This is a genomic window from Allofrancisella inopinata (genome assembly GCF_012222965.1).
Lineage (GTDB): Bacteria > Pseudomonadota > Gammaproteobacteria > Francisellales > Francisellaceae > Francisella > Francisella inopinata.
The window spans coordinates 1,638,770-1,658,472 of the sequence record NZ_CP038241.1 but is presented as its reverse complement, the minus strand read 5'-3'; the positions used below and the strand labels follow the sequence as shown (position 1 = coordinate 1,658,472).

Genomic DNA, 19,703 nt, shown 5'->3' with positions numbered 1-19,703 from the left:
TCCATCTATGTATCAAGTTTTTAGGATAAAAAGATGGTAAATTTTAGATTGTTTTTAATCTTCATAAATTTTTGGTGTAGAATCTCACGAAACTTTACTTTTCATATGTATAATTCATAAGAACCAGGAGGATAAAAAACTAAGCGTAAGAAGATGGATGAAGAAAACATAAATGATTTGATACTGCTAAATGTAATTAAAGAAGTTTCTCAAGATAAGCTTATAGACTTAGTATACACAGAAAAATTTAATGATCTATTTAAACGAGATGGCATCCTAGAGAAGATGTTACCTATAGATGAGAAGCTTCTGGATAATATTGATCTAAATAAAAAATGGCATAAATCTCTTATAGAAAAATTACTTCCTAATACATATTTATCATTAGCTTGGCAATCAATAAAATTAAAAATAATACCTCTTGATGAAAAGTTTTCTTTACAGGTAGATAAGAGTATAGAAGTTAACTCATTCTATATTCAAGACCTTAAACTTTCCTTAGAAACTAAAGGATTTTGTGGACATATAGATTTTGTATATCCATACCAAACTGAGTATGATAATAAGCTTATGGATATACTTGCAGATGGACTTCCTTTCCAACTAGAAATCTTGATTAAACAAGAGTTTTTCTTAGAGAGTGATCAAAAAGAATTTATTGAAAAAAATGGTGATTTAGGCAATGAAGAAATAAAGTTTACCGCCTATTCAGGTAACCATGAAACGAAAGAAACTCTAATAAGATCTCCAGAATTTGACTTAGTAAGTGGAAAAATAAATTCTCCTTTAGTTAAATGTGATGCTTTATACAAAATAAGTTTTTGTGACGCAATGAGTTTCTTTTGGAAGCAGTTAAACCCTGTTTGCATATATAGTGGTCAATCATATAATGATATTTTTATAGAGCAAAACGCGCCTTTTGAAAAATTAGTTAAATTAATTTTTGATAAAAGTAGTGAAACAACCCTCAAGCAGAAGTTACCTTTTATCTGCATGAATTGTGAAGGTGGTAGTTGTGAAGATGGGTTTCTTGGATACGTTAGTTATATTTTAGAACAATACAATTTATTGTTATTATACGACTATATTAGTGCCACATATACAATAACTTCTGATTACTCGAGCATATTGTCAAAAGCTAAACCTGTTAAAGGTATTCTAAAAGAAGATAAACAGCGTATACAAAGTATTAGGTATACATATAATAAGCCTTACTTACCAGAAAAGACTCTAATAAATGTAAATCCAAATTCTGCTGCTAAGCAACAATTAAAAGTCACCGAATTAGACGATATACCTAAGACAATAGATTCATTTAAGCAAGATCATACAACACAGCATGATGTTAACAACTTATTTAAACTAAAAATAGATAATTGCCAAGCTAGACTAAAAAATAAATTTGCAGCAAAAAATACTGGTTTAGAAATAAATTCTAGCTCGCTTGCATGTTCATACTCAATCTTTCCATTACAAAACACTATTAGCTTAGCGTCAGAGGAATGGTCCCTTATTTTAGGTAAAAGTGATAAAAATATGGTTTTACATAAGGTTGATTTGAATTTTGAAAAGACACCACTTTATGCGAAAAATAATAAAAGGCATCCTCTTGCCTATGAAGATAGGCAAGAAGGTAAAATATTAGAAGACAAAATTAGTTTTGAATTTGAAGATAAGCTTTTAAAAAACAATAAACTTCCTTTAATGTTTAACTGTCATTCAAAGCTATACTTATATAATAAGGAGCTATGGCCTAAAAATAAAAGTTACCTAGCTTCTAAAGCACTAAAAATTAGTGGACATATTTTTGCTACAAAATCAGACGATGAAAAAGCAACCCATACCAGTGAACTTTTTAATTACACAGCTGATTCAAGTAAAGGTATAGCAGCAAATGAAAGCTATAGTTGCTCTGATAAGATAGCCACCTTAGATCCTAACGCAGTTAGTAGACCTAGATATCAAGTAAAGGTAGCTCCTCAATTATGGACAAAATTAACACCGGAAAATAAGCGCTTTGTACCTGCTGATATGACCTTATTATCATATTCAAATATATTATTTTATTTGAAATCTGGAACCGAAGTAGAGATTAAGTTATTTCAAGAGCATGCAAACGTGACAAAAATAAAGAGCTATATTGCTCCAGAAAATATGTTTACAGCAGGTGATAAAGAGCAAAATCAAGGAATAATATTTGAAAACCGCAAAGAACAACTCACGATGGTTCAAAATACTTACGTACCCGGAGATAAAACAAGCTCATTTAAAATAAGTCATTGTCCTACAGACAATGGCACTGCGTCAAATCTAGAGATGAATAATAAGTCGTTCAAAATAAGTGTAGATTGCAAAAAATAAGATTTTGGAGTAAATACAAATGAACTTATATATCTTAATATTATTAGCTTTTGTATTAATTTTTATTGTGGCTGTGATTATCCTACTAGTTTTTAATATTAAAAATTTAAGGAAGTATTTAAGAAAATTTCTTTCAAAATTTAAGTTAGGAAATTCTCTAAGGCTAAACAAGTCTTTTAGACAGTTATTATCCCAAGCAGACAGAAAAACGAAAAAATCTTTTAAAACTGATGCTAATTTTTTTATTCATATAAACCCATCTAACTCAAAAGTTATTGAAAAAGAGACAAATAAAACTCTAGGGGTAGAGCTTTATAAGGTTGAAAGTACTAGCTATAACCATTTTATATCAGACCGATCTTATATCCTTGAATTACATAGATTTAATGAAGATCATATATACAAAGAATTAGGAACATTCTGTCATAAGGTTAGTTCGATGTGTGGGAAAATCCCAACTATTGTTTACTCATTTGAGCATACAAATATTAAGAACGAAACACTTATTTTAGAAGAAATAAAGAATCTAAGATCAGTAATAATACAACTAGCAAAAACGTACAAAAAGCTTCCTAATTTTGTTTTGTCTGTTGCTGATATTGAAAAGCATCCTAACTATAGTACTTTTATTGATTACGTTGCAAAACATGATATCCCTCTATTATCATCTACTTTAAGCCCACAAAACATAAAAGAAGAATTTGAACATTATCTTAAGAAATTAAACGCCCTAGCAAATAATATGTTACTTAAAAAACATCCTCATGGATTTTTGCGTTTTAGTTACTTCATCAACGATATCTATAATTGTTTTAAATATTTTTTAGAAAAATTAGATTATATAGATACGCCCAAAGCTATTCAGAGTATTTCTTTATATCTTAACAATACTACAGCTAGCATTAACCAGAACCTGTTTCAGAGGTCTTTTGGTTCTCAACCATATAATGGAAAAATGCTCAAGAAAATAATATGGACATGTATGGTATCTATATTAATTATACTAGGTGTAATATTTGCAGCTAATATTTTCGTTTACAAAAATATTATTAGTGGATATAAACAAGAGCTTTTTGCTATTTCAATTAAGCCTAAAGAAGCTAAGCAAGTGGTCAATTTAAGTAAAAACTATATATCAGAGATAAAAAGTAAACTAATAAAAAGTGTTCTGTACCCAGATAAAATGTTAGAGCATGGAATTTATATTAATGAAGGTATAAAGATTCAACATCAACTTTTAGGCTTATTGGAAAATACTTTCTCAGCAGATGATACAATAAATAGAGTTTTTATCTTTTTAATCTTATGTGCACCCCAAAATACCGATTTACAACGTCTTGTAAAGTCAAATATAAAGTTATGGAGCTTAGCAACAAATATACCTGAAGATGTTATTACAACGTATATCAGTGCTCCAGTACCAAAAGTAAATATTAATATAGCTAATAAAGATCTTAATAATTTAGATTTGACTTATAAAAACTTACTTGTTAATTCCAACCTGTATAAAATGGTTAAATCATATGTGTTAGAGAATACTACTATTAATCTAAAAACTTTACATATATTTCTAGACGAACTAGACTTACCTGTAGCAAAACAACAAACTATAAATATATTCATGGAGAAGATTTTTCCTACAATGAGAAAATCTCTATCAACATATAATAGAGTATTTCTTGAAAATCTTTACGATAAGATCAAAGATACTACAAAGTCTTCAGATGAGTTTAAAGATATAAAAGAGCTAATTCCTTCTATAAGTGATACCCAAGTAGACAATCTCCAGGCAGCTATTGATTTATTAAAAAAAATAGACAAAAAGTTAGAAAAGAATTTACCTAATGATACAAAAATGACCAAGCCAATATGGCATAAAGTAATTATGCAGGCAACTTATAACGATATAACGAACAATCTTGTATTATCAAGAGCTAAACTTATAGATAAAAATACTGTCAAGCAATCTACAATTAATATAGCTGACAAAGGCGGTTATTATGGCAATATCTCAACTATATATACCAAGGTTGGACTAAAAGAAATAATATTACCAGAGATAACTTCCTATAAAGAGGTTATTAATTTACTAAAAAAATACGATATTAATAGTTCTGCTATTAATAACTATTATAATAATGCTTTACAAACATATATACACAATTATAAAAAATCATATATTAAACTTATAACTTCATACAAAAATAGTATAAACCCTAATGATATGGTTGCTTCTTTACTGCTTATTTCATCAACTAGTTCCCAGTTTAATAACATGTTAAAAACTCTAATAGAGAACACGACTTTTGATAAAAAAACCCTAGAAAAAATACCTCAATTAGAACTAATTAATTCATACTTCCAAAACATTAATAAAATGATTTCTAACCCTAATGATATGGAGCAGTATAATCAAATAATAAGAAGTATAGTCGATAAAATTCATGACTCTGATGACAAAAGTGATGCTATAAACAAGTTAACTCTTGATTTATTTACACAGCCAAAAGGTTCTTACTTATATAAAGTAAATTCTTTGCTAAAGAAAAATAATATCAGTGAAGAAAATTCTATTATTTTCACAGCACCATTACAAAATATCATGAAATTCGGAAGACCTTATCTTACCACATGTAAGTATAATCTTTGGGAAAAAGATATATTACCAATGATTGATAAACAAAAAAAATATTATCCTTTCACAGATAAATCTGACACAGCTGTTTCTCCAAAAGAGCTTACTGAAACCTTTGGTCCAAAAGGGAAATTTTGGAAAACTGTTAAAAAAGATATGTACGGGATATTCGAATACAAAAATGAGCAATGGACAGCTAAAATCCCAGATCTATTTGGCTCTAATACTCAGAATATGGTTAGTATTCTTAATAGTGTCCAAAGACTTACAAACTCTTTATGGGATAAATCTGGAAAACCACAACCTTTAGACATTACATTACATATAATGCCAGCTCCAAATGCCTACTTGGCAAATAATACTTTTGTTAAAATGAGTATTTTAAGTACTGGTAATGAAAAAGTTATAGGAATTAGTACTCAACAAAAGCCTATAACGCTAAAATATAAATGGTTTGAGCAGCAACCCAGCTCTGTGGGGTATATAGATAACTATGATCAAATTAACTCTATAGAGATACATTCAAGCTACTGGTCTTTTTTAAAGCTTCTTGATGCAGCAAATAAAGACGGTAACACATATACTTGGAATCAAAATAATATAGCTATTAAATTTAAAATTCAATTTGACAATGTTTTTAGGGCATTTAATAAAATAAATATTATGGAGAGTGTATAATGATGAAAAAATTCCTCTTTAGTATAACCACCTCCCTTTTGTTGTCAGGTTGCATAACGACTACAGCAAAAGACCAATTTTATCTTAATCTAAAATCTTCTGCTCAGGCAAACCAAGGTAACAATTATCTAGTAGTTTATGAACAACCTAGTTCTATGGAAAAGATAACTCAGACAACATATGACTCTCTTAGCAAACAAATCTTAGATAGCGAGCACCAAACAAAGTTAGTTCACCCTCAGAATCTAACTGACACGTTGTCGTTTAAATCTAAGGATGAGCCTGGAGCTATATATTTTGTTATGAATATAGGCAAAGATTATAACACCTGGAGATATTATATACCTAACCCTGCTGGAAACTCATGGAGTTGTACAGTAGATAATAAGGGGTATATAAGCTGCAAAGAAAGCGAGTAATAATATTATGGCAGACAATAATAACAATTTTTTTGAAATAACTTCTGACGATATAGCTATAAATGCAAACCAAAAAACCATTTTAACACTAAGTCAGAAAGATGAGTCAGCTAAATTAACAGCTAAAGAAACAACTATTGAGTGTAAAGATAAAATCGTTCTAAAATGTGGTAGTAATAGTATAGAAATAAATTCTAGTACAGTGATCATAAAATGTGGAGAAAGCTCGGTGGAGCTTTCTTCTAGTGGTGTTAGTATTAAAGGAACATCTATAAATCTTGATTAGTTCGTTTGAAAAAATAGTTGCAAATACAATATTCATAAATTCTTAACAAAAGTTGTAAAAAATTAATTCGACTTAGCGTAAATAAAACCATTACTATCAGAGTAGTATTCTAAATTACTATAATTATTATCTATTAAATCATTTTCAAGGTGTCGTTTTGAACGAAGAAGACCTGTGTAAAAATCATCTTTTGGTCTTTCTTTTATACTGAATTTAAAATCTTTCTTTGTGAGTTTCCTTATATTAGTAAAAATAGAGGACATATTCTGATACAAATCATAAGCATTACTTTTTATATTAAAATTAACGACTCCCCTGAATAAATATAAAAAATTTTCTTTATATCTCCATAAATACTCAAATAACATTTCAGCAAAAAAATATTTTTCAGGAATGTACCTGTCATAAGCGCATATTAATTGATAAATACATTTAAACGCTTTTTTAAGTTTACTTGATGATAAGGATACTTTAAGCATATTAACCACAAACTCCCTAACATATACATCTTCTTCTTTTGACCCTATTTGCTTTTTTATATAGTTATTAAAGCAAACTATAGTAGCATTCATCAATATACTCATATTTCTAAATTCAGAATTATGGAGTTTTAGTAACAACGTCTGCCATTGGTCTTTATTAGTTACCCAAGGAGGAGAAGACTCCACTATACGTTCTATTTGTTTAGCTCCATTTCTTTGTACATTATAAAATTTAATATTATTTCTATAGGTGTAATCTAACTTGTAAAGTTGATAACATTCTATTAATTCATCAAGTGTGATACTAGGTAGTTGTATAAGGATTTTATCAATTAACTTATTAATTTCTTTTATATGACATTCGTTTTCATCTTTAGATTCGGCGGAACTATCTATGCCTTCAAAGGCGGTATTTAGAGGTTCTTCAAATGAAGTTATATATAGTTTTAGCTCTAAATCTTCCAAAATAAAATGTATTTTTCTACCTCTTTTTATGAAATGAGATATATTTTTTCGGCAAAGAAAGTTAATAATTAAGTAATAAAGATTCATGCTTAATAAGCATTTACCGTCATTAAATTTTTGTGGATATTTACCAATAGCTTGTGCCCAACTCGTTGCATATTTCTTATAGGAGTTCACTTCACCAGGGTGTCTTGCAAGATACCCTTTGAAGGGCCCCTCCATATGCATACATTTATCAAAAACATGAGAAGTATTAAAATTATTAAGCTTAAATTCATTTTTTCCTCGGCCTAAAAAATTATATATTTGTAGATATAAATGGTAATTTGTAGTTTGGCCATCGAAAGTTCTATTTAGGCCTATTAGGTGGTTATATTCATCAGTTAGCCGAGGTAAGTAGTGTAAATCTTTTAATCCATTTTTTAATAAATATTCTTGCGGCTCATCTCTTCCACCTAAACCATAAATTAAGTCACCATAACTAAAATTGTTTCTTAAATCCATACGGAATAGTTTATGCTATATATTTTATTAACAATTATAACATTATAGTTTATATTTATTTATGGGAAAAATTATTTTTTAACTAATTTTTTATATTATTATTCTAGCACTCATTTATTTTTATTATTGGTAGATCTAGATTATTTGATCTACCTAATAAATGTTAATTTAGTTGGCAAATAAGAGCTGTAAAGAAGAACATCTTTCTGACACATAATAGCTTTCAGGTAGATAATAACCTTTTTATAAGTTTCCTCGCTTTAATAGGGTTAAATAAAACTGTGCTTAGAGATAAATGATCAGCCCCAGCATCTAGGTATTTTTGGGCATCTTCTAGGGTATATATCCCACCGCCGCCAATTATAGTTATATTATTGCTAAACTCTTCTCTAGCTGCTTTTATGGCTGGAAGAGTGTATTTCTGTAAAGGATAACCTGATACTCCGCCTTTATCAGTAGGAATCGTATTACAAAGGTGAAAATTTGTTATTCCAACAGCTAAATACTCCTTTATCTTAGCGTTAATATCTATAGTTGGTGGCATTTTGATAGATATATTTCTACCCTCAAATAGATAGGCAAGCTCAGCTGGAAAATCAACAATACTAGCATTAGGACAACCTATATTAATTTCTATATTTTTATGATTAGCAAACTTTTGTGTTTTTAAAGTTGCTGCAAAGCTATGCCAGTCTGCTATCTCTAATGCTGCTAATGAAATAATATCTTGAGATCTTTTTGGTGGTTTTGTGTTTGCTAAACCAGGGTTACGTAAACCTATCTTATTACGCCAAGCATTTTTTTCTATTTTGCGAATTGTTTTTATAGCTTGTTTTATAAGGCCCCAACGTCTATTTACTGTAAAAGATCCATAGACATTAGAGGTTTCTTTAAATTTAATATACTTACCGAAGGGTGGAGAGATTATTATCTTCTTTAAATTTTGGTTTTGCATAATTTTTATATAAACTCTTGTAACTTAGCCACGATATTATCAGCTTTTAATAGAGGTCTTCCGACTATTATATAGTCAACTTCTAACTCTTTGGCTTTTTGCGGGGTTAAAGCATTAAAATGGTCATCTTTAGAATCTGATTCAAGTCTAACACCTGGCACATATAACTTAATTTTATTACCAAATTTAGCTTTTACATCTGTAACTAAATGTGGATGACATATAAAGTTTTCCACACCTAAATTCATACATCTTTCAAATTTAGCTAAACTATCTTGTTTATCAAAATTAGCATCACTACTTAGTGTAATCACTGCTAAAGGTGTAGCCTGTGTATCTGCACTAAGAGCTGCTTTTACCATCTCATCACTAGCTGTACCATGAAAAGTAAAATATTTAAAGTTTGGAATAGCTTTTGAATAATTTTCAATGGCTGTTTTAACAGTATTTGGAATATCATGTAACTTAAAATCTAAAAATATATCTTTATCGCCTACAAGTTCATGAATCTCTTTAAAAGAAAGAGTAGAACATAAGATATGACCTATTTTGATACAGTCAACATATTTTGAAATAATAGCTGTCTTTTCTAAATCAGACTTAGAAATGCCATCAGCTGAAAACATTATTTTCATATAATTCTTCTTAAAGTTAATTACTAAATGAGTATTTTGTATTTAGTATAGCAAACCTTGTTGGATATAACTAAATGGGTTTTACAAAAAGCTTATATTTACTTTAAATCCAAATAAACCACCTATCTTTATACAGCCGTAGTTAAAACGCATGATCAAACTCTAAGGCTTGACCTTTTTTATCACTTACAATTTTTCCTTGATGATATTTTAATATGCCATTTACGATAGTTGAATGGATTTTTGACTTAAATGTATAACCTGCAAATGGTGTCCATCCACATTTATAATGACAACATTCATCAGTTACTGTATGTGGGTTATTCAAATCGACTAACACTAAATCAGCCATATAACTTTCTCTAATAAAACCACGTTCTTTAACTTTATACACTATAGCAGGAGCGTGAGCTGTTTTTTGTACCACTTGTTCAAGTGTTAAGAAACCTTTGTGATAATGCTCTAAAACCGAAATAAGTGCTTGCTCAACTAATGGTAAACCAGCTGGTGCTTTAAAGTACGTCCCTTGCTTTTCTTCCCAAGTGTGCGGAGCATGATCTGTAGCTATCACATCTATCACATCATTTTTAACTGCTTTTAAAAGAGCTAAACGGTCAGTTTCTTCTTTTATAGCTGGATTACATTTAATTAAAGCTCCTTTTTCAGCGTAATCTTTACGTGAGAAAAATAAATGATGAGCACAAACTTCAGCTGTAATCCTTTTTTGTTCTAGTGGTAACTCGTTATTGAAATGAATCATTTCCTCAGCTGTAGTTAAATGTAAAACGTGCAAACGAGAGTTATATTTTTTAGCTAAAGATACTGCTAATTGTGACGATTTAAAGCAAGCTTCACGTGAACGAATATCAGGATGCAAGTCAAATGGTACATTTTCACCATATTTTTCACGGGCTTTATCTTCATTTGTTTTAATCATAGGTGTATCTTCACAGTGAGTCACTATTAGTAAAGGACTATTAGCAAAAAAACCCTCTAATGTCTCTTGATTATCTACTAACATATCACCAGTTGAAGCGCCCATAAAAATTTTGACTCCACAAGCATCATTTGGTTTTAGGCGCTTTAGCTCTTGTACATTGTTATTTGTAGCTCCTAAATAAAAAGCATAGTTTGCATGTGAACGTTGAGATGCTCGCTCTTTTTTCTCAGCTAATCTTTCAACTACCGTAGTAGCTGGGTTAACATTTGGCATCTCCATATAAGAGGTAATACCTCCCATTACAGCTGCTCGTGACTCAGATTCTATATCTGCTTTATACATTAAGCCAGGCTCTCTAAAATGTACCTGATCATCAATCATACCTGGTAATAAATAAAGATCTGTAGCGTCTATAATCTTATCAGCATTTTTATTTATATGATTATTAATTTGCGTTATTTTGCCATTTTCGATGAAAATATCAGATTTAAAAATTTTTCCTTCATTTACAACGGTAGCATTTTTAATAAGTAAACTTTGAGTAGACATATTTTATCTCCTTTTGACGTTCTAAGGAGATTATAATCAACGAAGTTATAAATCTCTAGGCTTAAAAAATATCGTACATGGTAAGTCAAAGGAGGATTTTAATAATTTCTAATTACTTCAAAAACTTCTTGTAATTTTTTCTCATCTTTTTCACCAGTTTTAGATTCTACTCCTGAGTTTATATCATATCCAGAACATTTAAACTCTATTGCTTTAGCTATATTTGTAGAATTTAGACCACCAGATAAAATTATGCTTTTTCTATCCTTTATAAGATTCCAATCAAAAGTTTTGCCTGTACCACCTTTTTTACCATTTACTTGACTATCTAAAAGATGGTAATCAACATTATCTAAAAACTTCGGAATTTCTGTATCTACACCGTACGCTTTCCAGATCTGACAATTTTTATGTAATTTAGCTTTTAAGCTATCTATGTATTGCTGATTTTCGTTGCCATGAAGTTGGACTGCACTTAACTTTAAACCATAAGCAAAATCTACAACTTCATTAATATTAGCATCAGCAAATACGCCTACATAATTTAATCTAACTTTTTTAGATATCTGTTTAGCGGTGTCATAATTTATAAAACGAGAAGATTCTTTTACAAAAATTAATCCTCCATAAATAGCTCCCGCATCATATGCTTTTTGAGCATTTTCTACAGATGTTAAACCACAAATTTTATTAAATCCATAGATAATCTTTCTTACAGCAAGTTCTAGGTTACGTTCCCCCATAAGAGAGCTACCTATAAGAAAACCATCAGCATAATTTCTTAAATCTCTAACCTCTTTGTTTTTATAAATACCTGACTCAGAAATTATAATTGTTTCTTTTGGTATTTTAGGGGCTAGTATTTTTGTTGTGTTTAAATTTATAGATAAATCTCTAAGGTTACGATTATTTATACCTATAACTTTTGCTTTTAGATTTATAGCTCTTTGCAGCTCCTCTTCATTACTTACTTCTGTTAAAATACCCATGTTTAATCTATTAGCAACTTTTACTAATTTTTTATATTCTTGATCTCCAAGCACAGAAAGCATTAATAAAATAGCATCTGCCTTATAATATCTAGCTAAATATATTTGGTATTCATCTATAATAAAATCTTTACATAAAATAGGTTGTTGAACCTGGTTTCTAACTATTTCTAAGTTTGCAAAACTTCCCATAAAAAACTCTTCATCTGTAAGTACAGAGATAGCATTAGCATAATTTTTATATACAGAAGCTATTTCATTAAGGTTAAACTTTTTACGGATAATTCCTTTGGAAGGTGAGCCTTTTTTGCATTCTAATATAAATACTGCTTTTTCAGATTTTAAAGATTCATAAAAATTTCTATCTGCTTTGACAATTTCATTTTTAAAAATTTCTAGAGGGAATAATCTCTTTTTTGCAAAAAGCCATTTTCTTTTTGCTTCAACAATTTTTGTTAATATCGTTTCCATATTTTACTTCTTTAGGCTTTTTGTGACTATTTTAAACGAAAAAGAAGTAAATGTTGAATATTTAAAACCAGTCTTTTCTTAAATTTGTAGGTATTTATTTGTTACCGTGTATAATTTAAATTCCGGAGCTATCGCTGTAAAATATAAACTATGTCCCAGCTAAATATGGTAAAAATATACTTTATAAGTAACTAATTAGTGGAATATTAGTTATAAAGTTATTATCAGAATTTGATGACATATTGGTTATAGATAGAGAATACGTTTTTAAAAATATAAGTAACCCTAATGAGAACTCTATAGCTATCGGACCTTTATTCACCTGTGTAGCATTTTTATTGATATGCTATTTAGATGAAACAGATGTTGATGAGATCATTCTATTTGCTGCTCACTTACAGTGTGGCGGTTTTGAATATAAAAATTTAGACATTATAGATAAAAAGATATCTAAAAAAAATATCCAAAAATTGGAATACTATTATATTATTCCAGGATCTATTGATAAATTCTATATAGAAGATATCGAGAAAATAACAGCTTTTCTAAAAGAATATAGTGTAATAGTTCAAGATAACGTAATTGAGCTATGTAGTGATGGTGCTCCTACTCCACTATTTATATATACCCATATTTCATTTCAAACTACAGAATTAACTTTAAGAAAAACTAATAGTGATTTGAGCTTATACATATTTGATCTTATATATGAAGATCAAACTAAATACGCATGGGAAAGAAATTCATCTATTTGTAGATGTTGTAAAAAAACAAAATTAAAACTACTTCATAGGCACCATTGTAGGGTGTGTGGTAAGTCAATATGTGATAGATGTACCTTTAGAAAAAATATAATTGATAAACACATCAGACTAGCTACAAAGAATAGCTTTACTCCTTCAAGAAAAAAAGCGGATGAAAACCTACTGGAAGTTAAAATTTGTGTCAATTGTATTAATCTATACTTAGATGATATTAGTGATTTTAAGTGAGCTGATAGTGAGACCTAAAGTATTGCTATCAAAAAAACATAAGTCCTATCAAAAATACCTTATATACTTTTATATTATTAATCTATATGGTTAATTTATCTAAGCATTTTAAAACTGTTTGGATAAGGAAAAATCTATGACTAAAGCATTAAAACACGGTAATCATGCTTTAAGTTGCAGCTCTATAAAACAAAAGCGATTTATAACGTATAACTTCTTATTAAATTGAGGTTCATAAGGTATGTCTATTTTAGACAATTCAAGTAACAGGGAGTTGTCTTTTTCCATAATCAATTTGTCAGCTAATATTCCAATTAAACACAATATCAACAGCTTTAGAGATTGGTTAAAAGTTTTAAGTTTGCAACAAAAGCTAAAAAGGAGATAAATAATGAATGACTTTGAATATATAGACAAAGCACTAGGTGTTGTTTATATGCAAGATGATTTGCTAGCTATGTTTTCGTTAGTAAAAATTCTCGGTAAAGATGGAGATACAACGTACGAGTCAGCAAAGACAAGTTTAACAAAATTTATCTCCGCTCTAAAAAGTCTCGAATCAATCGTCATTGGAGAAGGAGTTTCAAAAATTACTTTAGAACAGTTACTTAAGCAGTTTGAAAACTCTCTGACAAGAGCCAAGGCATTTATCTTGTTACAACAGTATCACCAAGATCTAGTAACAAAGATTAATTTGCAAACATCAACAAAACAAAAAAGCGCTTCTGTTGATGGTATGGGCGTTTTGTTATACGCTTACTCTTTGGTTCAGGCTTTTTATAGCGCTAAACCATTAGCTACGCTTTTAAAAGCTGTGCACACTTTAGCAGTTAAGGAGAACGGTTATACCTATGTACTAGAGCAAATAAAAAACTCAGAAAATGCACCTTATTACCTGTATAGCTTACTTATGCCTAGCGAAATTATTGATGAAAACAACAATGCTAAAGAAGTATTTTTAGAAAAGTTGGATCTACGTTACGAGCAATCAGGTTTGCGTAAAAAAATCAGTACGAACCTAAGAGGAAAAAGGTTTGAAGAGGGTTACTACTATGAAATGCTTTACTATGTATTAAGTTATTTTGCTGATTCTAAAAACTATGCAGAGGTACACAATAAGATTTCAGAACAATCACGTGAATCCGAAAGTTATTACATCATCAGTAAAGATCTGTATCCAGAGTTTCCAATAACTGCGCCAAGTACCATAGATGAAAAATTAAAATCTGTTTTGTTTAACGCTGAAACTATACAAAAAAAGACAAATGAATATTTTAAAGAGCTTGAACAAATCAAAAAAAATGCTGAAAAGCTGAAAGAATATAAGCGTAAAACGTTAAATGTCAGTTTAAAACAAGCTATTTTAATGTCTAAACTAAACTTGGCAGTTGCTATGCTTCATGAATTAGGTACGCGTTTATCAAAGCTAGATATTGAAATTAAAGATAAGCTCTTTTTCCCAAAAGAGTCAGTTATTAATACAAGAAAGCTGCCTAGATTCCAGCAATGGTGTAATGCATTAGATGAGCTGATGTCACGATTAAATAATAAAAGGGACAGTTTTTCTTGCCTAATATATCATAAAATCATGTCAGCTATTTTAACCAGATATGATGAATTATCTAAGATTTATGATGAAATGTACACTGGAACAGCTTATGATGATCAAGCTATTCGTAGTATAGTTAAGACTAAAGCAAAGATGATTGCAAATATCCAGATGGACCCTCTTAAATTATTGGGTGATGTATGTGATGAAAATAATGTCCAAAGAGGTGACAAAGAAACAATTAAACATCTGTTTTTAGATTTTAATAGTGAAATTCTTCCAATTACTAAAAACTGTCTAGAAGAGTTTTGTTATTCATCTCAAACTAGTTTAAATAAACAATATCAGCTTGCAAAGAGAGAAACTCATCGCCATCCATTATATCCATTAATAACTATATATAGCGAATGGTATAAACTAAGGTCTTTTATTTTATTTTTTGAGCGCTTTGGTAGCTATGTTAGCAATTATTTCTTGGGGTTTGAGGAGGTCAATGGAGTTGCGTTTGAAATACATCATAAAGATTTAGTGTATTTAAGTTATGCTTTTGGGGCAATTTATAATGATCTTGAGCAGTCTGCACAAGCAATGTTGTTAAAATACATGGCAATTTTTGCTATTGATCCAAGTGACGAAAATTACTATCTAGCATTTAAGAAGTTTGCAATTATTGAGAGCTGTATTTTCACACACTCAGCGTTTAAATCAGTGTCCTTTCACGCAATGTTAAATAGATATATTAAAAAAGAAAATTTAGAGGTAAGTAACCAATTTATAGAATTTATGAAAAGCTGTGAGCATAGTAGAAGTGGGTTTACTCTTTCTAGTGTAGATCAATATACATATACCTTAGCTTATCAAGCAGATAGTCAGTATCAGTTTGAGTTAATTGTTACAAATAATGAGTTTACAGATGTTCAAGCTGAACTTGGGCAGTTATATGAGCTTAGCGGTGTTCCAGCGCTTACAGCAATTGCAATGGTGGTATTTATAAAAAGTTATAATGATAAATTTTTAACTGAAACACGAACGAAGATTGACAACTTTAAGGGCTTTTATACTTCAGATATTTTTACTACTTGGCGTAGAGCTGGTGTGAAGAGTAAAGATAAAACTTTGAGATTAGTTAATTTAGATGATGATCACAGTAGACTATTAAAGTTACTTGAAAAGTTACAACAATATAAAACAACAGAGTCTATAAAACATCAAGCAAATAATTTTTTAAAGGAAAAATGTCAGCTTTTTATAAGCTGTTTTACAGAAAAAACTAGATTAAATCTTGAGCAAATTAAATCTACCCTTGACAATATTGATCGTATGCTAAGTATAGAGGCAATTATCAAAGCAACGGGTAAATCAAAATGTAAAGAAAACTTATTACAGTCAAAGAATGTGTTTAGATGCTTATATCAGAAGCTTGTTTACCTTGATATATCATGTTTTTCTCAACACATAATTACTGGATTAAAACCATTTAAGTCTAATAGAAAATTTATTGATATGTTAGCATACTATTTGACCAAAACGTTTGCTCGCAATGAAGAGGTGGTGGTTACACGCTATAGCGATTTACCTAAGCAAGAAGGATTTAGTAATATTAATGAGAACGGAAATTTTCAACTTGCACTTAATAAACAAAGCGAAGTTCAGCTTGCTTTCCAGCCAAGCTATAAGAAAGATTGTGAAATTTTAGGAATCATTCACGAGCGTGAATCAGGTAGAGAAATTGTGCCACGCGATATTAGTAATAAATTCTATTTTTTTCTAAAAATGCTTATAAACATGTGTGAATACTACATGGATAGTATTATTAGAATATTTGGTGATCACTACGATAAAAAAAATAAGGAACGTTTCGACCAATTTTTAGATAAATTGCTGGAAGATTTTCAAATAGCAGTTAACACTGACTTTAAGACCACCTACTTAGATAAAGTAGTTTCAGATTTGAAACTAAATATCAAAATTATTAATTTATACGTTATATTTTCGTCAGCTCCTGAAACAGATCGCTTTAAGGAAGAAAATAATATCGATCTTAATCTTTTGTACCTATTTATTGAAGAAAGTGTAGCTAGTCTTAAGGTTAGATCCTTTGATAAAGTAAAATTCTTTGATAGCTCATACCGTGAATTTAGTTTGATTGAAAGTTTTATCAAGGTCTATGATGAACTTAATTATATTTATACGTTTATGAAAAATAATGATAATTTTATTATCTTATCACGTTCGGACTTATTTAATATATACAAGTTAGAAAATGATCAAGCGTTCAATAAACGTCTTTCTAATCCAGAAGACAAACAAGCTCAAACTTTAAAGACTATATTTGAAGGGAAAAGAACAAAGTGCTTTAAAATTAAAGATCTAAAGCGGGTGGTTGATTCCTATGAATTATATTTAACAAAACATGTTATATTCCCTGAATACAATGAGAATACAGTTTTGTCATGTGGACTATTATGTTATGAGTATAATCAAATTATTACTATCATATATCAGGATATCCTTGAAAGAAGCCAAAACTACCATGGGCTATACAAGTTTAAATGGTGGCATGTGGCATCTTTAGGGTTCGGTGCTGCAATTGATTACCTTTATACGACGAACAATCTTGCTGAAGGGATTAAAGAAATTCAAACAATAATTTCTAGAGGGTCGTCTAACACTAACCAACAAATTCAACACATCATAGCAGTTGCAAATAAGCGTTTACAAAAGAATAGTAAACGCAATGATAGCGTGCGACGCTTATATGCGTTTTTAAATCAAGACTTATCTAAATATATAGCAGAAAAAACCAAACAAATTAATCTTTCTAAGCCAGATTTTGAGTTTCGACGAGTGTCTACTGTTAATCAAAGTAGTTTTGAGCAACATTTAAACAAAAAAGATTCATATGATGGTAAAGAGAAATTTAGCTCTATGAATGACAGTTCATTAGATATTGATATAAATAATACATTAGTACTCTCAATTAGCCAAAATTTAGCTCCTCTAAATTTACTTACCCCAGAGTTACGAGCTTCGATGGCTCTTGATATTGTCCAGGATATCGCTAGTCATAATGTGGAACGCGCATCTTTTATTTCTAATGGATTTATTGATATTTGCGTTGGCAAAAGGCACCAGGAAGGTGTTATTAACTTAAATCAAGATGACAAGTTTATAATAAAACCTTGCCGAACGATACTAAGTGATGAAATTGAAAAAGGGAATATACTAACTGAGATTAGCCAATTAGTAGCAGTTTCAAAAGATAGCTTAATTATCTTACCAATTAGTTTTGGAAACTGGCACTTTATGTTATTTATGATTGACACTGTAAATAAAAGACTTTATTTTTTTGACTCATTAAACGGTAATCGAGCTGAGTGGGCTAAATCTAAAATCAAAGTATTGGGGATAGAACGTTATCAATTAGTTTGTCTTACTGAATCATTTCAGCAAAACAATGATTGTGGATTTTTAGTGCTTGCCTTTATAGATCAGATTTATCTTCGCAATAATAAAAATATGGATATGGTTGAGCTATATAGATCAATCAAGAAAGGATATGATAGTAGTTTCCTAAGACAATATTTTTGTCACTATGCTGGGAAACCTTATGCTGCAGATAATTGGGTATTCACTACTAAATAAAACTAAATAATTTTGGCAACAGTCATCTTATGTAACTTAAAAATTGAGAAAATCTAAGGCTTTATAACCTTTATATTGAACTCTTTTCTGATATCTTTTATAGGCGTATTCAGGTAACTGTCATAACTGTACCAGTCCCATTTTTTACTCATTTTAAAAGCTCTAAAAGCAGCCAAAAGATATGTGGGGATATAACTTAACATTACAAGGTAAATTACGAACTTATATTTGTATTTTTTGAGGTAACTATTGATAACTGTTTTATAATCGATAAATTTAAAAAGCTCTTTATATCCTTTAAAAGTAACGTTAGAACCAACTAAGGTCCAAATATCATTTATAGCCTCTCCTTTTATTTGAAAAGGTTTTGTACCAAAAAGCACATGAGTAATATCATGGTTTCTAAACCATCTACTGGCCTCATCATGACCATCATTTGCATTTAGAAATGGGTAATTTCTATTATATTCCTCTAAACACTCTTGTAAAGTTAAAGAACAATTTTGTTTTAAATATAGCATTTATTTGAGTAGCTGAGATTTTTTAGTAATTATAGATATTATATAAGTAGGTTTTATAAATTAAATATAAAAATAATAGGAAAATTAATCTTTTGATTGCTTAGCTGTTTCGTTATTCTTACCCTTAGGCTTCTTATTTTCCTCACTACAAGCTTTGTCAGTATCATGACAAGGGCAAGCACATTCAGAATCACAGTTACCTTTTTTATAGTATTTACAAGCAAACAATACGATAACTGCAGCTATAACAACCAACCAAGCATTACCATGGCTGGAACCTGGAAATATAGCTAAGATTAAAGTAATTATCTTTAATACTACAGCAACCCCTAAAATAGCTAAAAAGACTACTAAAGCGCATTTAGCCATTTCTTTATAACATTCAGGATTTTCTTTAAAGCAACATTTCATAACTCTATCTCCATTGTTTTACTATACAGCTTAATTTTACCAAGAAAAAACGCTATTAGGTAGTATTAATTCAATAGGCAGCAGATGAAAAATTAAAAGATTTGGCTGCAATAATTGCTTGCACTATTGCTTAAATTAAACAAAGGTTACCAAAAATAATACCGTTACAACAAGTTTTTTTATACCATATAACATAAGTAGATGTAAATGTTGAGT

The 19,703-nt window shown here is 29.6% G+C and carries 13 protein-coding genes; 6 read left to right on the top strand and 7 right to left on the bottom strand.

What is annotated here, in order from left to right; genetic code table 11:
- Positions 1-153: 153 nt before the first annotated feature.
- From E4K63_RS07630 to E4K63_RS07615, 4 genes are read left to right on the top strand one after another with little or no spacing between them, the layout of a single operon-like run.
- Positions 154-2,361, top strand: coding sequence for a hypothetical protein (locus tag E4K63_RS07630; RefSeq protein ID WP_133940808.1), 2,208 nt, complete (start codon positions 154-156; stop codon positions 2,359-2,361).
- A gap of 19 nt (positions 2,362-2,380) precedes the next feature.
- The gene (locus tag E4K63_RS07625) at positions 2,381-5,674 is read left to right on the top strand and encodes a cation-binding protein (RefSeq protein WP_133940806.1); all 3,294 of its coding nucleotides are present in this window, start codon (positions 2,381-2,383) and stop codon (positions 5,672-5,674) included.
- Complete coding sequence (iglE, locus tag E4K63_RS07620; RefSeq protein ID WP_133940804.1) at positions 5,674-6,093, top strand: type VI secretion system lipoprotein IglE; 420 nt, start codon at positions 5,674-5,676, stop codon at positions 6,091-6,093. The genes E4K63_RS07625 and iglE overlap by 1 nt, the downstream gene beginning before the upstream one ends.
- Positions 6,094-6,100: 7 nt before the next feature.
- Positions 6,101-6,379, top strand: a complete 279-nt coding sequence (locus E4K63_RS07615) for a hypothetical protein (RefSeq protein ID WP_133940802.1) — start codon at positions 6,101-6,103, stop codon at positions 6,377-6,379.
- A gap of 62 nt (positions 6,380-6,441) precedes the next feature.
- Here E4K63_RS07615 and E4K63_RS07610 read toward each other — a convergent pair whose 3' ends face one another.
- From E4K63_RS07610 to trpCF, 5 genes are all read right to left on the bottom strand, one after another.
- Positions 6,442-7,830 (bottom strand): hypothetical protein, encoded by a 1,389-nt coding sequence (locus E4K63_RS07610; protein WP_133940800.1) that lies wholly within the window; start codon positions 7,828-7,830, stop codon positions 6,442-6,444.
- A gap of 223 nt (positions 7,831-8,053) precedes the next feature.
- The gene (locus E4K63_RS07605; RefSeq protein WP_133940798.1) at positions 8,054-8,785 is read right to left on the bottom strand and encodes a HisA/HisF-related TIM barrel protein; all 732 of its coding nucleotides are present in this window, start codon (positions 8,783-8,785) and stop codon (positions 8,054-8,056) included.
- Positions 8,786-8,790: 5 nt separating this feature from the next.
- The gene (pyrF, locus tag E4K63_RS07600) at positions 8,791-9,420 is read right to left on the bottom strand and encodes an orotidine-5'-phosphate decarboxylase (RefSeq protein ID WP_208318255.1); all 630 of its coding nucleotides are present in this window, start codon (positions 9,418-9,420) and stop codon (positions 8,791-8,793) included.
- 142 nt (positions 9,421-9,562) lie between these two features.
- Positions 9,563-10,909 carry a dihydroorotase gene (locus E4K63_RS07595; RefSeq protein WP_133940796.1) on the bottom strand — a complete coding sequence of 449 codons (1,347 nt, stop codon included), beginning with the start codon at positions 10,907-10,909 and terminating at the stop codon, positions 9,563-9,565.
- Between the two features lie 98 nt (positions 10,910-11,007).
- Positions 11,008-12,369, bottom strand: coding sequence for a bifunctional indole-3-glycerol-phosphate synthase TrpC/phosphoribosylanthranilate isomerase TrpF (gene trpCF, locus E4K63_RS07590; RefSeq protein ID WP_133940794.1), 1,362 nt, complete (start codon positions 12,367-12,369; stop codon positions 11,008-11,010).
- Between the two features lie 242 nt (positions 12,370-12,611).
- On the opposite strand from trpCF, the gene E4K63_RS07585 reads away from it, so the two are divergent.
- Together E4K63_RS07585 and E4K63_RS07580 are read left to right on the top strand one after the other, a co-directional pair.
- A complete protein-coding gene (locus E4K63_RS07585; protein ID WP_166666877.1) occupies positions 12,612-13,361 on the top strand; it encodes an FYVE zinc finger domain-containing protein in 750 nt (249 codons plus the stop codon).
- Between the two features lie 391 nt (positions 13,362-13,752).
- Entirely contained in the window at positions 13,753-18,555 is a 4,803-nt protein-coding gene (locus E4K63_RS07580; protein WP_133940790.1) for a hypothetical protein, read from the top strand.
- A 53-nt stretch (positions 18,556-18,608) separates the two neighbouring features.
- Here E4K63_RS07580 and E4K63_RS07575 read toward each other — a convergent pair whose 3' ends face one another.
- Together E4K63_RS07575 and E4K63_RS07570 are read right to left on the bottom strand one after the other, a co-directional pair.
- Complete coding sequence (locus E4K63_RS07575) at positions 18,609-19,076, bottom strand: hypothetical protein (protein WP_133940788.1); 468 nt, start codon at positions 19,074-19,076, stop codon at positions 18,609-18,611.
- Between the two features lie 84 nt (positions 19,077-19,160).
- A complete protein-coding gene (locus E4K63_RS07570; protein WP_208318254.1) occupies positions 19,161-19,487 on the bottom strand; it encodes a hypothetical protein in 327 nt (108 codons plus the stop codon).
- Positions 19,488-19,703: the final 216 nt, after the last annotated feature.

Bases quoted from the DNA above. Each gene is read 5' to 3' on its own strand.
- E4K63_RS07630 (WP_133940808.1), top strand. From the start codon at position 154: ATGGATGAAGAAAACATAAATGATTTGATACTGCTAAATGTAATTAAA.
- E4K63_RS07625 (WP_133940806.1), top strand. From the start codon at position 2,381: ATGAACTTATATATCTTAATATTATTAGCTTTTGTATTAATTTTTATT.
- iglE (WP_133940804.1), top strand. From the start codon at position 5,674: ATGATGAAAAAATTCCTCTTTAGTATAACCACCTCCCTTTTGTTGTCA.
- E4K63_RS07615 (WP_133940802.1), top strand. From the start codon at position 6,101: ATGGCAGACAATAATAACAATTTTTTTGAAATAACTTCTGACGATATA.
- E4K63_RS07610 (WP_133940800.1), bottom strand. From the start codon at position 7,830: ATGGATTTAAGAAACAATTTTAGTTATGGTGACTTAATTTATGGTTTA.
- E4K63_RS07605 (WP_133940798.1), bottom strand. From the start codon at position 8,785: ATGCAAAACCAAAATTTAAAGAAGATAATAATCTCTCCACCCTTCGGT.
- pyrF (WP_208318255.1), bottom strand. From the start codon at position 9,420: ATGAAAATAATGTTTTCAGCTGATGGCATTTCTAAGTCTGATTTAGAA.
- E4K63_RS07595 (WP_133940796.1), bottom strand. From the start codon at position 10,909: ATGTCTACTCAAAGTTTACTTATTAAAAATGCTACCGTTGTAAATGAA.
- trpCF (WP_133940794.1), bottom strand. From the start codon at position 12,369: ATGGAAACGATATTAACAAAAATTGTTGAAGCAAAAAGAAAATGGCTT.
- E4K63_RS07580 (WP_133940790.1), top strand. From the start codon at position 13,753: ATGAATGACTTTGAATATATAGACAAAGCACTAGGTGTTGTTTATATG.
- E4K63_RS07575 (WP_133940788.1), bottom strand. From the start codon at position 19,076: ATGCTATATTTAAAACAAAATTGTTCTTTAACTTTACAAGAGTGTTTA.
- E4K63_RS07570 (WP_208318254.1), bottom strand. From the start codon at position 19,487: ATGAAATGTTGCTTTAAAGAAAATCCTGAATGTTATAAAGAAATGGCT.